The sequence below is a fragment of the Flavobacterium foetidum genome (assembly GCF_004634245.1).
GTDB lineage: Bacteria > Bacteroidota > Bacteroidia > Flavobacteriales > Flavobacteriaceae > Flavobacterium > Flavobacterium foetidum.
Genome location: NZ_SJTF01000013.1, coordinates 1 through 15,926, shown reverse-complemented (window position 1 = coordinate 15,926; position 15,926 = coordinate 1). Strand labels below are relative to the sequence as shown.

Below are 15,926 nucleotides of genomic sequence, written 5' to 3'. Positions count from 1 at the left end.
TTTACAGTTTTCTTGTTTTTAGCATTTAAAACATCACTTCACAAACAAAATTATCCTTCTTAAAGCAACGTGTAAATGATTTGTAGTAATTTTCTTATTTTATTGATTTCCAATGAGATAGCTGTTCAAAAAAGCTTATTTTGATATTTTAAAAACTTCTTGTTCCATTTCAGAAAAAAACATCACGATACATTTGTCTCACGAAAATCAATTAATAAAATCTGAACAATTAAAGCCTATGAGAAATTTAAACAATGTTCCTAAAGTCATTTTAGAATCAAAAAGTATTGGCCATGCAATTGATTTTAAGTGGAATAAAAAGAAAATAAACGAATTACTCGATCCTCTTGATGAAAATGAAGACTTAGAAAACCTATTAATGCAAATTAACCACAAAGCTTCTGTTGGACTAGCTGCGGCCTTATTAGAATGGATTTATTGGCGTTTTACCGGATGCGTAACAGAAACACATGATACTCAAAAACGTATTGAAGCACTTTGGTGTTCTATAGATAATCCTGAAAAAACAAATCCGCTGTTGTTTGACACCGATTTTGAGATTCCAGCTTCGGGAAGTGTTAATGGTCCTTTATGGATTGCTCATATGAATGTGAGAATGATAGACACCTTGTACCGAAAAGGTTCTTATTATCTGCAGAATGAACTTGTCGGATTAGTATTGCTAGCGCGCCACATTACCCCTAAAAAGAAAGTTTTTGACCGCTGGTTTAATCGTGTAATGGTAGAATTAATTTGTTTTTATCCGTGCGAGTATCAAAATTTAGAATTAGACGATATGGATGAAAGTGTTTATGATTCTTCAAATGAACCTGTAATATGCCGCGATTTCTTCTTTGATTCTGAATTCAAACTTACGAATCAAGCCTCAGAAGATGCGATTCATGGTTTTATTGATAACTTAAATTACCAGGCCAATCAGTTTTTAAACCTTTCCAGAATTCATTCTTAATTTTTAGTAGTTTTTATTCATTCAAAAAATAACCCGGAAGATTGTTGTTCTATCCGGGTTATCTGTTTTTAGGGTTTAAACTTTAAAGGGAGATGCACCACTTTTTTCGTTTCAAAGAATTCATCTTCAAAATAATCTGCTAGATCATATAAGGTTGCATTCGGAAAGTCTTTCAATTCTTCGGTCAAATCACCTCCTTTTAGGTACAGAATTCCGTTTTTTAAAGTATGCTTGTGCTGTTTTTTGATTTTATCCTTAATCCAAGAAACAAAATCGGGCATATTGGTTACGGCACGGCTCACGATAAAATCGAAGTCGCCTTTTACCAATTCGGCACGTTTTTGCTCTGCTTTTACATTTTTCAATTCCAATGCATCTACAACACCCTGAACAACTTTTATTTTTTTTGCAATAACATCAATAAGATAAAAACGAGTTTCGGGAAAAAGAATCGCTAACGGAATTCCAGGAAAGCCTCCGCCGGTTCCAACATCTAAAACCGTTGTTCCTGGTTCGAATTTCATCACCTTGGCAATTCCTAAAGAATGCAAAATGTGTTTGGTATATAGTGAATCAATATCCTTACGAGAAATAACATTGATTTTTTCGTTCCAATCGTGGTATAAAAAGTCTAATTTTTGAAATTGCTCAATCTGAATATCGGTCAAATTGGGAAAATATTTCAATATCTCATCCATTGCAGTAAATTTTTAACAAAAGTACTACTTTACGATTGAAATATTTAACTCAATTTTGCAAATTGAAAATTTATAATAATTACCTTTGAAATCTATTTAAAATAATTATGAATAACAACGCACCTACATTTGCAAGGCAAGATAATCTGAAGTTCTTCAGGACACTTAACTCTCGGGTAAACAATTATTTCAAAGAAAACAATATCAAAAAAACAGGAAACTGGAAACTACACCTTAAGGCTGTTATACTTTTTGCTGTTTTTTTAACACCATACTTTTTAATCTTAACGCTTGAAATGCCATTTTGGGTTATGCTGTTGCTTTCAGTCGTAATCGGAATTGGAATGGCAGGGGTTGGAATGAATGTGATGCACGATGGTAACCACGGCTCGTATTCTACTAAAAACTGGATTAATAAATTTATGGGCGGCACCATCTACGTTCTGGCAGGAAATGTTTACAACTGGCAAGTACAGCACAATGTATTACACCATACTTATACCAATATTCCTGGGCATGATGAAGATTTAGATGCTGGTAGAATCATTCGTTTTACAAAACATGCAGAATGGCATCGTTTTCACCGTTTTCAGCATTACTATTCTGTTTTCCTGTATGGCCTATTGACTTTCAACTGGGCGCTTACAACAGATTTTAAGCAGATGCGCAATTACCTTAAAAGAAAATTATCTTACGGAGAACCTAAAAGCCCTAAGATTCTTTGGACAACTTTAATCATTACTAAAGTAATTTACCTTTCAATCTGGATTATTCTTCCGATTCTTATCGGAATTACATGGTGGAAAGTACTTCTAGGATTTTTCGTTATGCACTACACTGCAGGACTAATCTTGAGTATTGTGTTTCAATTGGCTCACGTTGTAGACCATACTACAAATCCAACACCAAACGATTTAGGAGAAATGGATAACACTTGGGCAATTCATCAATTGTACACAACAACCAACTTTGCGCCAAAAAATGCGATTGTAAATTGGTACACAGGTGGGTTGAACCATCAGATCGAACATCATATTTTTCCAAATATCAGTCATATTCATTACGGTAAAATTGCAAAAATCGTAAAAGAAACCGCAAGAGAGTGCAATTTGCCTTACTATGAATATAAAACTATGCGAAGTGCAGTAATTGCTCACTTTAAGCACTTGCGTGATTTGGGAATGAAACCGGAATTAGCCGTATAAAAACTAAAAAAAATCTATTAATAATTAACCTTCCTTAAAACAGCACAGCAAATTAAGGACATTCAAAATTTTTATAATGAACCATATTCTTTCGGACAGAATCAACAATCTTGCTACTTCGCAGACATTAGCAATGGCCGCTTTGGCAAGAGAATTAAAAGCACAAGGAAAAGACATTATCAGTTTAAGTTTGGGAGAGCCTGATTTCAATACTCCAGACTTTATCAAAGAAGCTGCTAAAAAGGCAATCGACGAAAATTACAGTACATATTCTCCAGTAGATGGTTACTTAGAATTAAAAGAAGCTATTTGCAGAAAATTCAAAAGAGACAATGATTTAGATTACAAACCATCTCAAATCGTAGTTTCTACAGGAGCAAAACAATCTTTATACAACATTGCACAAGTAATGTTAAACGATGGTGACGAGGTTATTTTACCAGCACCTTATTGGGTTTCTTATTTCGAAATCGTAAAACTTTCTGGAGGAGTTCCAGTTGAGGTTCCAACTTCTGTTGAAAGTGATTTCAAAATCACTCCAGAACAATTAGAAGCTGCCATCACACCAAAAACAAAAATGATGTGGTTTTCTTCTCCATGTAATCCATCTGGATCTGTTTACAGCAGAGAAGAATTAACAGCTCTTGCAAAAGTGTTAGAAAAACACCCAAATATTTACGTAGTTGCCGATGAGATTTATGAGCACATCAATTTCTCAGGAACTTTCTGCAGTATTGGTTCTATTCCAGGAATGTTAGAAAAAACAATCACTGTAAACGGAGTTGCAAAAGCATTTGCCATGACAGGATACAGAATAGGTTATATTGGAGCTCCTGAATTTATCGCAAAAGCGTGTACAAAAATTCAAGGACAAGTAACGTCTGGTGCAAATTCTGTGGCACAAAGAGCTACAATCACTGCAGTAGATGCCGACCCAAGCGTATTAAACGAAATGGTTCAGGCTTTCCACGGCCGTAGAGATTTAGTAGTTGAGTTACTAAAAGAAATCCCAGGCGTAAAAATCAACGTTCCAGAAGGAGCATTCTACGTATTCCCAGATGTTTCTTCTTTCTTCGGAAAAACATTAAAAGGACACGAAATTAAAGATGCAAACGATGTTTCGATGTATCTTTTAGCTGAAGCAAACGTAGCAACAGTAACAGGAGATGCTTTCGGAAATCCAAACTGTATTCGTTTCTCTTACGCAACAAGCAACGATATCTTAAAAGAAGCATTACGCAGAATCAAAGAAGCTTTGACTGCGTAACATATTCAAGATTTATTAAAATAGCTTAAGGCTTAAAGGTTTCATTACCTTTAAACTTAAGCTTTTTTTATGCGTTTACTTTGGGCGTGTCCTACGGCCGGGCTATCCGCTATATCTTTTGTGGTGAACCCCACCACAAAAGGATGTCGCTTCTATCCCTCACGCGAAACGGTAAACCAGAAGAATCATTTTCAAAATAAGCTATCCACAACTCAAGCGGCAAAGTTCGAGAAATAGTTGGCGGAAAAAAACAGTTTCAAAATTCCCATTCTACAATATTGTAAAACCTCGCTCGTAATCCTGTAAGAAATAACAGTTTATAAATCTTCAACTTTGTAATGTATTAATTTTAAAAACTATCAGTCATGATACATACAGATGAAACCACAAAAGAAGCAGTTAAAACTTTAGAAGGATTGATTTCAATTCTTGAAGATGGAAAACTAGGATATACAAATGCAGCAGAACATGTAGAAAACCCAGCAATGAAAACTGATTTTCTAGAGTATGCACGCGAAAGAGCTTTATTTATTGTAGAATTACAAGACGAAATTAACAAGTTAGGAAAATCAACAGATACTTCTGGAGGAGGACCATTGGGAGCTTTACACCGCACTTGGATTGATATCAAATCTGCCTTTACTGGAGGAGATACCGAAGCCATTATTAATGCCTGCATTACCGGAGAAGAAGCTGCAATAGAAAAATACAAAGCGGCATTAGAAGAAAACCACTTAGAATACAGTCAAATTTCTGTTGTTTCAAAGCAATTAAACAGTATTCAGAATACCTTATCGCAAATTAAAATGAGAGCAAATTAATCGATCGATCGATTCATGCTTTTTTTTTTGAAACTGCCCAGTCTTCGGATTGGGTGGTTTTTTTTTGCCGAATTTTATTTACTTGAATTCAGAGTGTCATATGATTTTTTTGTTTCTATTAAATTGAAAAATAAAACCTACATTCGCAAACAACCAATTTTAACCAAAAAATCATTTATGACTCAAATTTTACGCAGTTTTGCCCTTCTTTTCGCAACATTTTTTTCACACCAAATAACTGCTCAAGCGACAGGAAATTTTATTAAAGGCTCAATAGGATTCGGATTAACCACACCGCATCATAATGAAGAGAATTTAGAAAACATTTCTGGTTTTGGCTTTTATGCAAATGCAGAATATGTAATGGGTTTAACCAAATGGTTTAGCATAAGACCTTATGCAGGGGCAGTCTTTACTTCTACTCATGACGATGTAATTAAAAATCCTGAACAATATAAAGCGGAAACTAATGCCTTTTTTCTTGGAGGTAAAGTGCGTGTTTGTGCTCCAATTCCGTGGTTTGCTGCCTATCTAGAAACTGGTATTGGAGCTTCAATAGGCTCGTTTAAAACCTATACCTATCATATAAACGAGAAAAAAAACGGAATTACACCACATATACCCATCAGTTTTGGACTTGCACTCGGACGAAAAAACAAATTTGACATTGCATATTCTTTCTACTCAAGTCTAGCTGTAAAACAATCTTTTGGAGCAATTTCAGCTGGATATTCTTTTCCGCTTCATCGATAATTCTAGTTAGACTTAAAAAATGAACCAGCAAAAATTTCCGCTTGCCATTTACCAAAAGCCAACAATAATTGAAGTTATTATGGTTGTCATTTTGACTTCATTGATTTTTGTTCCTTTTATTTATGCTGTCAACACCAAGCAGGCCATCTTTTTTCTACTTTCCCTGGTTGGCTTAATTTGCTTTAAAATTTTTAACACAGTTACAAAAAACAAATTTCTTCCTTCAGGAATTATAAATAAAGACATCTTAATCAGTTTTTCTGAAAATGGTCTTGAAATCAATGAAAATCAAAGGACCACAATACACCAATGGAGCAATCTAGAAAAAATCAAGATAAGCATCTACGCATACGACGGAAGAATGTACGGACGCCAAAAATCATATTACGGATTTGAAAATTCAATTCAATTTATTGAAAATGGACAAAAATTTAAGTATCGATTCTACATTGAAAATGTCAATCAATTCAAATCACTAAAGGAACAGTTTCATAAAACAATTCTACCCTTATTGAATCAATATCAAAATTTAAAAGAAGAAAGCTATTTAGAAGCTCAATTGAATTTTGCGAGAAATTACAATAATTGGAATAATGATACAGATTATGTATAATGCACCATTTTTAGTTGCAAAAAGCAATATCTCATACCAATCAATTTAGCATCATAAGATATTGAGTTAACAATTTTAAAAAAAATCGTCTCATTTCTAGCAATCTCAAATAATTTATAAGACCTTTGCAAACTTTTTTCCGTGAATACCACAAGGCTAAAGTTTTAGAAATGAAGAAGAAAATAGAAATATTAGCTCCAGCAAAAGATTTGATCGGCGGAATGGCAGCTATTAACAGCGGTGCCGATGCTGTATATATTGGTGCACCTCAATTTGGTGCACGTTCTAATGCGCACAATTCTCTCGAAGATGTTGCTGCCTTAGTAAAATATGCACATTTGTTTAATGCTCAGGTTTTTGTAGTTATCAATACCATTTTGTATGATAACGAATTAGAAACATGTCGTTTAATGATATGGGACTTATACGAAATTGGTGTAGACGCTCTAATCATTCAGGATATGGCGATAATGGAAATGGATTTGCCTCCTATTGTCCTTCACGCCAGTACACAAGCTAATAATCGTGATGCGGATAAAATTAAATTTCTTAAAGATGCTGGAATCAAACGTGTGGTTTTAGCGCGTGAATTAAACCTTCATCAAATTAAAGAAATCTACGACCATGCTGATGTCGAGTTAGAGTTTTTTGTAACAGGAGCTTTATGTGTATCTTTTAGTGGAAACTGTTATATGAGTGTGGCAAACGGAGAACGAAGCGCAAACCGTGGGTCTTGTGCACAAAACTGCCGTTTACCGTATAACTTAATCGACGGAAACGGAGAGACTTTAATCAAAAACAGTCATTTGCTTTCGATTAAAGATTTAGACGTTTCTGATCAGATTCCGAATTTGATTGAAGCTGGAATCGTTTCCTTCAAAATCGAAGGACGATTAAAAGATGTGGCTTACGTTAAAAACAACGTTTCTTATTTACGTCAGAAATTAGACAGCTTTTTAGAAGGAAGCGATAAATACACTAAAGCTTCTTCAGGAAAATGCACTTATACTTTTGATTCTGCATTAAACAGAACTTTCAACCGTGGTTATACCGATTATTTCGTAAACGAAAGACACAACACCATCGGTTCTTGGGAAAGTCCGAAATCAAAAGGACAATATATTGGCAAATTGGTCAGAACTGTTGGAAATGCTTATGAAATCGAAAATGGCGAATTGTTGAACAATGGTGACGGACTTTGTTTTATCAACGAAAATAACGAAGCTGACGGAATCTATGTAAACAAAGCCGAAAACGGAAAAGTATATCCAAACGTTTTAAAAGAAATTAAAGACGGAACCTTCATATATCGAAATAATGATGCTGCTTTCATCAAAATTGTGGAGAGAGAAGACAGCGCAATCCGCAAAATAGGAACTACTTTATTGCTTACCGAAAATGAAAACGGTTTTGAATTAATCGCAACAGACGAAGACGGAAACGTAAGCACCGTAAAATTAGAACATCCAAAAGAAAAAACGAAAACAGGCGAATCTATAGAAGAAAACATTAAAACGCAATTGGCAAAAACAGGCTTCACACCGTACAGTGCCGACGAAATCAACGTAATGTTCTCTGAAAACTGGTTCCTTCCTATTTCAAAAATCAACGAAATGAGAAGAAATGTTTTCGATCAGTTGTCAGAAATTCGTTTGGCAAATTACGTTCGTGAAGAGCATCAGTTGGTAAAAACGTCACATCCTTATCCAGAAACCAAATTGGATTTTATGTACAATGTATCAAACAAAACCGCTCGTAAATTCTACGAGCGCCATGGTGTTACCGAAATAGAAAAAGCATTCGAATTGCAGTGGGATCCAGGAAAATCTCGTGTAATGACGACCAAATACTGCATTAAATACGAATTGGCTAAATGCCCGAAATATCATAGAAACACTATGGAAGGCAAACTAAAAGAGCCTTTAGTATTGAAACAGGGAGAATTGGAATACAAACTAAAATTTAACTGCAAACCCTGCGAAATGGAAATCTGGGAAAAAGATGCTGAATTTGAGATTGAAGAAGATCATTTTCATTAATTTTTACCGCAAAGTTTTTCTAACGCAAGAAAGCAAAGCATAAAAAAAGGTTCGCAAAGATTTTTTAAATTTTGCGAACCTTTTTATTTTATTATTCTTATAACCTTTTGAATTCAAATAATTGTCGCAAAGAAAATGGGCAATCTTTTTCGATTTCGGAGTGATTATCTTCTTACGGCGAAATGAAAAAAGGCGAAAAAAAAGAGGCAAATTTTTGAATTTGCCTCTTTTTTGAGTTGTTTTAAATAAACTTATAAAAGTGAATGACAGGTCATTGCATTTGGTTGCTGTACTCCCATTAATTCTAAAATAGTAGGAGCGATATCACCTAGAACACCATCGTTTATGTTTTTCAGATCTTTATCAACCAAAATAATCGGCACCGGATTTGTAGTGTGCGCTGTATTTGGACTTCCGTCAGGATTAATCATTGTTTCGCAGTTACCGTGGTCGGCAATTACAATTGTGGTGTAATTATTTGCAAGAGCAGCTTCAATTACTTCTTTAGCGCAGGCATCAACGGCTTCGCAAGCTTTTATGGCAGCTTCCATAATTCCGGTATGGCCAACCATATCGCCATTTGCAAAGTTTAGGCACACAAAATCAACTTCACCTTTGTTCAATTCAGGAACGAGAGCATCTTTTAGTTCATAAGCGCTCATTTCAGGTTTTAAATCGTATGTTGCTACTTTAGGAGAGTTTCTTAAGATTCTTTCTTCACCTTCAAAAGGAACTTCTCTTCCGCCTGAGAAGAAGAATGTCACGTGAGGATATTTCTCTGTCTCGGCTATTCTGATTTGTTTTTTGCCCGCTTTTTCTAAAACTTCACCAAGAGTTTCTGTGATATTGTCTTTGTTATAAACCACTTTTACGTTTTGGTATGTTTCGTCGTAATTTGTAAGCGTAACATAATACAAGTTCAATTTGTGCATATTCTGCTCATGAAAATCCTGCTGCGAAAGCGCTTCTGTAAGTTCACGACCTCTGTCTGTTCTAAAATTGAAGAAGATAACAACATCGCCTTCAACAATTGTAGCAAGCGGTTTTGCATTTTCATCAACCATTACAACAGGTTCTATAAACTCATCTGTTACATCATGTTCGTAGCTTTCAAGAACACTCTTAACAGGGTTTGTAGAATGAGTTCCAACTCCGTTTACAACCAAATCATAAGCAAGTTTTACACGTTCCCATCTTTTATCACGATCCATTGCATAATAACGACCAATAATAGAAGCAATTTTTACGGGAGTGTCTTTAATGTAATCTTCTAAATCGTGAATGTATTTTGCACCCGATTTAGGGTCAACATCACGTCCGTCTGTAAAAGCGTGAACGAAAACATTTTCTAAACCATATTCTTGAGAAGCGTCAATCAGTCCGCGAAGGTGTGAAGTATGTGAATGAACACCACCATCTGAAACCAATCCTAAAAAATGTACTTTTTTATTGTTGTTTTTGGCATAAGTAAAAGCATCTATGAGAACTTGTTCTTTTGCTAATGTTTTATGCTCTACGGCTAAGTTAATTTTGGCTAAATCCTGATATACAATTCTTCCGGCACCAAGATTCATGTGGCCAACCTCGCTGTTTCCCATCTGGCCTTCAGGCAGACCTACGTTTAGACCATCGGTACGAAGCTGTGCATTCGGGTAGTTTTTGTAAAGACTGTTTATAAAAGGAACATTTGCATTGTCTATTGCGGATACTTTAGGGTCGGGAGATTTTCCCCAACCGTCTAAAATCATAAGGATAACTTTTTTGTTCATTACTTTTTTGTTTTCTACAAAGATAAGCCATTTCTAAAATTTGACTAGAAACCAGTGTTACATTTATGTTTAATAAAATGAAGTGTAACAAAAAATAATAATTTAATTACAGAAATCTTTATTTTTTAAAATTAATTCACACTAAGCTCTTTTTTGAATCTTATTTTTGACCGCATTATAGTCTATAAAGTATTTTACGCTGATTGAGAATATATGTTTTAAAGCATCGTTTGTTAAAAGCCTTGAAACATTGTCTTTAAAATCCTTGTCAATAATACGTTCATAATTGGAGGCATTATTTCTGTACAATACCGAAAGCTGACTGCCGGGTGCAAACCACCAGGAGTACGATAAATCGGCGTTCCAAGAATAAAAGCTGGAGTTTTTATTGTCGGTGTATTGGTTGTAAGGCGTAAGATTTCCGTCTTGTTGCAACTGCAAGATATCTTTATTATCTGCATACGACCAATATTGGCGCACAGCCAGATTGATTGTCATGGCACTGTTTACGGCATATTTTCCGCTCAATGTGTTGGAGTATGTAATTACGTTTCGATTGGCGAAAACTATTGTATTGGGAGTATTTTCGTTTTCATCGTCATCAAGATTATCGATGTATCCTTTGTTGTTGTTTCTTCTGAAATAACTGAAAAAATAGGTAAGCAACAGTTTGTCGCTAAAACGATATCTCGGACCTATATCAAAACCGTACGAGATTCGTTCGCTTTCATCAAAGACATTAAAAGTTCCGTTGAGGTCAATCGCAAACGGATGATTGTAATTGGTAGAAATACTTGCCCAGCTTTCGATTCTTCGCGGTATGGCAACATATCTATTTTCTGCTCGCGGTTCATAATAATCATAAGTTACAAGAGGATAAAATGTTATGCCTCCGCCGTAATAGTTATTTTTTACCGTAGTTAAATTTATGTCTGCATTGATATTATTGTCCTGCAATTTTCCTGATTCCTTATTAAATTCAGAATACATATTATAATTGATCCTGAAAGCATTAAAAAGTTTTGTCGGATTTAGGATTCTGTAATTGGCACTTCCGTAAAAGTTGTAATAGTTGGTGTAAAAATTAATACCTAAATCATTCGGATCAAAATCTTTGGTTACAAAATCGGTTCCAATACTGTAACGGTATTTTCCGCTAGTTTCGGCAAAGGTTACAGTAGAATAAAATCCTTTTTTATCTTCAATGTCATTGATAATGCTGTACTTCGCATTTCCAAATATGCTGTATGTGTTCGCTTTTGTATTCAGATCCCAAGCCAGTCCTGTGACATTCGCATCCTTGTAGTGAGCATTTCTGGTTACATTGGTATTTATGAATGTTACAGACGAGTTTTTCCGAAAACGCTGATCCAAAACCAAAACATTATAGTTGGTCAAAGGTTCTACCACAGCGCGTCTTGTTTCTCCGGAAAGAGTATCTTTTATAGTAGCAAAAGTTTTTTCTGTTACGGCATTCAGAATTCCGATTCCTAATCCGCCTTTGGTTCTTCCTGAAAGTTTTAATGCATTGATAAGATTGACATTTTGAACAGTTTCAATAATTTCTTCATTATCATTCAAATCAGGTTCAACTGAAGGAGGACCGCCAATTCTTCTAGAGTAAAACATTTTACCTTTATTGAACAAATCGGTTCCTTCTGTAAAGAAAGCCCGGTTTTCATTGAATTGTTGCTCAAACGGACCTAAGTTTAAAATCTGGTCGTCGTATTTAGTTTGCCCAAAGTCCGGAATCAAAATTGCATCAACTGTAAAAGCATCGTTGATTCCGTATTTAATATCCATGCCGCCTTTCATCGTTCCGTAAGTTTTTTGGCCGGCACCAGCATTTAGATAATAAGAGGCATACGGCATAAAAAATAGTCGGGTAGGAGGTTTTATATTTTCGATTCCTTCTAATGCGCCAGTCTGCTGCGTAAAAGTTCCGAGTTTATTGTCAACGAAATTCCACGTGTATTTATAGCGGGTTCTTTTCACTTCCCTAAAAAAGTTAATACCCCAAGTCTGTTTATTTTCTGCAGAAAAACGCAATGCAGAGTAAGGAATTTTGATTTCAGCAATCCATCCTTTATCGGTAATGGTTGCCTTGCTTATCCAAACCGCATCCCAGGAATAGTCCTCTCCGTTGGCATCTGTCATAATACAATCACCTTGTACATCTGCTGCAGAAACGTAAAACATAAAGTCCTGTTGCCCGTCATTAAAACCATTAATAAATACACCGAATAAGTCAGCCGTTCCAAAATTGTCGCGTTGCGAGATTTCTTTGAGAATTTTGTCAGGTTCGTCGTCATACATTATTGCGCCAATATAAATGGCATCATTATCGTATACAATTTTGATAGAGGTTTTTTGATTATCTGGTTCAGGTTTTCCGTTATCAGGTTCGTAGTTGACAAAATTAGAAGCCGTTGCGGCAGTTTCCCAGACAGGTTCGTTTAATTTTCCGTCTACAATAATATTTTGAGAAGTGATCTGCGCTCGCACAGTTTTCTTCTGAGCAAAAATATGTATTGAAAAGATGAGGCACAGGAAAACTAACTTTTTCATTTGTTGAATTGGAAATGGTATTACATAAAATAGACAACAGATTTTCAAATTTGTTACAGCTCTATTTTAAGGTTTTATATAATTTCCACAAAATCAATATTTTTTGTAGGTAATTACGCAACAAAAGTAATCGATTTTTGTCATTGTCCTAATTTTTTATTTAAAAATTGTTAAAGTTTAAACAAAAACACCCTCATTTACAGAGATTTATTTGGTCGCCGATATTTTTTTTATACTTTTGCTCTACCCAAATTTTTTGTTTAACCTAAAGAAATTCAATGATTTACAAAATTTATCCATTATTGGTGTTTTTGTTATTATCTTTTGGAAAAGATTCAAAAAGCACTCCCGATCTAAAAAAAGCAGCTGTAGTAAGAACAATTGCAAAAGTTGAGAAAACAACTGTAGATGCAAAAATCGAAGGCGTTTACAATGCTTTAAATCCGAACAATTTTAAACTTCCCGAGCTTAGAACTTTTACAGAAGCATTAAAGGGATTTTACCTCCTGAAAGAAAAAGGTGTGATCAAAAAGAACATTTTAACTCTTATTGATTTCAGCATGTCTTCAAACACAAAACGTTTGTGGGTTATCGATCTAAGTACGAATACCGTTTTGTTTAATTCGTTAGTGGCTCACGGACGTAATACAGGCGAAGAGTTTGCAACAGCATTTTCAAACTTGAATTCTTCTTTTAAAAGCAGTTTAGGTTTTTATGCAACTGGCGAAATTTATCAAGGAAAACACGGAGCTTCTTTGCGTCTTGACGGCTTAGAAAACGGTGTAAACGATAATGCACGCGAAAGAGGCGTAGTAATGCACGGAGCAGATTATGTGTCTGAATCTTTCATCAGAAATCATAAAAGATTAGGCAGAAGCCAAGGTTGTCCAGCAGTTCCTGTTGAATTGACAAACGAAATAATTCAGTTAATTAAAGATAAGTCTTGTTTGTACATTTATCATCCGTCAAGAAGTTTTGCAATGGAAGAAAGATTAATTTCTTAATAAAGCGTACAAACCCGAATCTAAATCATAAATATCAGCTCTGAACAGGAGCTGATTTTTTTTGCTCCAAGCTGTCCAGTACCACTGGTACAAAGCATATTTTTTTGTGATTTTTACACTTGTGGTTTTTTTTGAAGCAATAATGGTGTCAATTCTGTCTTTTGGCCACGTTCCTTCCTCGTCTAAAATATGTTGCGCCAATTCTAAAGGATTTTCAACACGCACACAACCAGAACTCAAAGATCGGTTGCTTCTTCCAAATATGTTGCGATGATTTGTATCGTGCAGGTATACGCTATAATGATTTGGAAACATGATTTTCATTACTCCCAAGGAATTATTATATCCGGGACTTTGTACGTAGCGGTATCGGTTAGGCTTGTTTTCGTTCCAGGCGTGCGGTTCTACTACATTGCCTGCAGAATCATAAATGGTTATGTTCTTTTTAGCCAAATAATTACGGTTGCGTTTCATTGCCGGAACAACATCTTCTTTTAAGATTGTCGGCGGAACGGTCCAAGTCGGGTTAAAGACAACCGTTCTTAATTTTGAAGTAATTACGGGAGTTCTTCTTTTGTTAGTTCCAACGGCTATATTTCTAACTAAAGTAGTATCTTGGTTCTCAACAACATTAAGACTGTAATCGGGAATGTTGATGATAAAATAGTTCTCAACCAATTCTGAAGGATACCAGCGCCAGCGTTCTAAGTTGGCGATAATTTGTTCTCTTCTTTTTTCTTTCGAATAGTTTAATGCGCTGATTGTACCCACACCAATTACGCCATCAGCGGCTAAGCCATGACGTTCTTGGAATTTTTTTACGGCCTCAAAGGTCTTTTGGTCGTAAATTTTGTTCAAGCTGTCCCTTTTAGGCATATCGTTCCAATACATCAATCTTTTTTTGATGGTTACTAAGGCAGGATTGGTGTCGTTTAAGGTCAGTTTAGTAACGCCTTCAATCAGTTTTATGTCGTCTTCTGGAAATTTATTAATGATTTCCAGCGCTTTTAAAAGTTGTTTGTAAATAAGTGTTTTTGGCTGAATGTTCTCTACAATACTGTCAAGCTTGTTGTTGTTGAAAGCCTTAATGAGTACATTGTTGATGTCAAAGGTTTTTTCTTCTAAATCCCAGTTTCCGTAGATCTTTTTTGGGTCTAGTTTTCCTTTATAAATGTGGTTTAGATATTTTTCAAAATTGTAGGTAAGCAGTACGTCATATGCGGCCAAGTCAGCATCGCTTAGTGAGCTTATTCTTGATTCAAAATTTTTTAGCTGCGTTATCTTGTAATCGTCTGGATTTAGGCCTAATGCATCAGAATTTTGTAACTGTGTCAAAACAAAAGTTCTTTTTTTAAGGTTGCCCCACACAGTGGTGTTTTCAGAAGCGGTATAAAACTGCTGCAGCGTTTCGCTTTTAAATTTGTTAATTACGGCAGTGTCAATCGTGACTTTTCTTTCGTCAGTAAGTATAATGGCGGGTATTGGTTTTTTAGACAAAGAAGGCTTTTTCTTTTCTTCTTTTTTACAGCTGATAACAATAGATAATACTAACAAAAAGTAAAGTTTCTTCATATTATAATTTTTTAAACATCAAATAATGTTCTCCGACATCTTTAATATCAAAAGCCTCGCCAATAATTTGATAATTCATTTTTTTATAAAATCCAACAGCAGCAGTTCTAGCATTAAACCAAATTAAATCAATGTTTTGGCTCTGGCAGAATTTTTCGCAGTGTGTTACCAAAGCTTCTCCGTATCCTTTTTTCTGATGGTTTTCGAGTACAGCCATGCCGCGAATCTGTGCCTGATTTTCGTCGGCAAATATAGAATTGATTTGTGTGAATAACGAAATAATTCCTGTTAAATTTTTATCTTCAAACAATCCGAAATGATGCGTGGTAGGTAAATCGTCTCCCTCAAAAATACAGCTTTCGATGGGTTTTCCTTTTCTAAGCACGGGTTGGCGGACAATATAAGTTTCTTTAGAAGTGATTTCTTTAATGGTATTCATAAAATTAAATAAAATTGTAAAATTATAACTTTTTAATTTTAAATAGGTTATAAATAATTGTTGTTTTTTATTGATTTTTTTTGCGAAAAAGCTTGTTTTGAACTTAACTTTCTTTTTATATTTGCACCAGCAATGCGAAAGTAGCTCAGTTGGTAGAGCTCCAGCCTTCCAAGCTGGTTGTCGCGAGTTCGAGCCTCGTCTTTCGCTC

At 35.1% G+C, this 15,926-nt stretch carries 13 protein-coding genes and 1 tRNA gene; 9 read left to right on the top strand and 5 right to left on the bottom strand.

Going from position 1 to position 15,926, the window contains the following annotated elements:
• Nucleotides 1-238: 238 nt before the first annotated feature.
• Nucleotides 239-970, top strand: coding sequence for a hypothetical protein (locus tag E0W73_RS16100; protein ID WP_135223073.1), 732 nt, complete (start codon nt 239-241; stop codon nt 968-970).
• 68 nt (nt 971-1,038) lie between these two features.
• On the opposite strand, the gene rsmG is transcribed toward E0W73_RS16100, so the two are convergent.
• Nucleotides 1,039-1,668 (bottom strand): 16S rRNA (guanine(527)-N(7))-methyltransferase RsmG, encoded by a 630-nt coding sequence (rsmG, locus tag E0W73_RS16095; RefSeq protein WP_135223072.1) that lies wholly within the window; start codon nt 1,666-1,668, stop codon nt 1,039-1,041.
• A 107-nt stretch (nt 1,669-1,775) separates the two neighbouring features.
• Between rsmG and E0W73_RS16090 the strand changes: the two genes are divergently transcribed.
• From E0W73_RS16090 to E0W73_RS16065, 6 genes are all read left to right on the top strand, one after another.
• Complete coding sequence (locus tag E0W73_RS16090; RefSeq protein ID WP_135223071.1) at nt 1,776-2,873, top strand: fatty acid desaturase family protein; 1,098 nt, start codon at nt 1,776-1,778, stop codon at nt 2,871-2,873.
• Nucleotides 2,874-2,949: 76 nt separating this feature from the next.
• The gene (locus E0W73_RS16085; RefSeq protein ID WP_135223070.1) at nt 2,950-4,140 is read left to right on the top strand and encodes a pyridoxal phosphate-dependent aminotransferase; all 1,191 of its coding nucleotides are present in this window, start codon (nt 2,950-2,952) and stop codon (nt 4,138-4,140) included.
• A gap of 365 nt (nt 4,141-4,505) precedes the next feature.
• Nucleotides 4,506-4,961, top strand: a complete 456-nt coding sequence (locus E0W73_RS16080) for a ferritin-like domain-containing protein (protein WP_135223069.1) — start codon at nt 4,506-4,508, stop codon at nt 4,959-4,961.
• Nucleotides 4,962-5,138: 177 nt separating this feature from the next.
• Nucleotides 5,139-5,714, top strand: coding sequence for a hypothetical protein (locus E0W73_RS16075; RefSeq protein WP_135223068.1), 576 nt, complete (start codon nt 5,139-5,141; stop codon nt 5,712-5,714).
• Nucleotides 5,715-5,733: 19 nt separating this feature from the next.
• Nucleotides 5,734-6,327, top strand: coding sequence for a hypothetical protein (locus tag E0W73_RS16070; RefSeq protein WP_135223067.1), 594 nt, complete (start codon nt 5,734-5,736; stop codon nt 6,325-6,327).
• 170 nt (nt 6,328-6,497) lie between these two features.
• On the top strand, nt 6,498-8,366 hold the full coding sequence (locus E0W73_RS16065; RefSeq protein WP_135223066.1) for a peptidase U32 family protein: 1,869 nt from the start codon (nt 6,498-6,500) through the stop codon (nt 8,364-8,366).
• 251 nt (nt 8,367-8,617) lie between these two features.
• Here the strand turns inward: E0W73_RS16065 and gpmI are convergent, their stop codons facing one another.
• Nucleotides 8,618-10,135 (bottom strand): 2,3-bisphosphoglycerate-independent phosphoglycerate mutase, encoded by a 1,518-nt coding sequence (gene gpmI, locus E0W73_RS16060; protein WP_135223065.1) that lies wholly within the window; start codon nt 10,133-10,135, stop codon nt 8,618-8,620.
• Between the two features lie 141 nt (nt 10,136-10,276).
• The gene (locus tag E0W73_RS16055; RefSeq protein ID WP_135223064.1) at nt 10,277-12,703 is read right to left on the bottom strand and encodes a DUF5916 domain-containing protein; all 2,427 of its coding nucleotides are present in this window, start codon (nt 12,701-12,703) and stop codon (nt 10,277-10,279) included.
• Nucleotides 12,704-12,981: 278 nt separating this feature from the next.
• Here E0W73_RS16055 and E0W73_RS16050 point away from each other — a divergent pair, with 278 nt between their 5' ends.
• Entirely contained in the window at nt 12,982-13,707 is a 726-nt protein-coding gene (locus tag E0W73_RS16050; RefSeq protein WP_135223063.1) for a murein L,D-transpeptidase catalytic domain family protein, read from the top strand.
• On the opposite strand, the gene E0W73_RS16045 is transcribed toward E0W73_RS16050, so the two are convergent.
• Entirely contained in the window at nt 13,696-15,279 is a 1,584-nt protein-coding gene (locus tag E0W73_RS16045) for a L,D-transpeptidase family protein (protein ID WP_135223062.1), read from the bottom strand. The genes E0W73_RS16050 and E0W73_RS16045 overlap by 12 nt on opposite strands.
• A gap of 1 nt (nt 15,280) precedes the next feature.
• Nucleotides 15,281-15,718: a GNAT family N-acetyltransferase gene (locus E0W73_RS16040; protein ID WP_135223061.1), complete on the bottom strand. Its 438-nt coding sequence runs from the start codon at nt 15,716-15,718 to the stop codon at nt 15,281-15,283.
• A gap of 134 nt (nt 15,719-15,852) precedes the next feature.
• Here E0W73_RS16040 and E0W73_RS16035 point away from each other — a divergent pair.
• Nucleotides 15,853-15,925: transfer RNA gene (locus E0W73_RS16035), tRNA-Gly, on the top strand.
• The last annotated feature ends 1 nt before the right edge of the window (nt 15,926 follow it).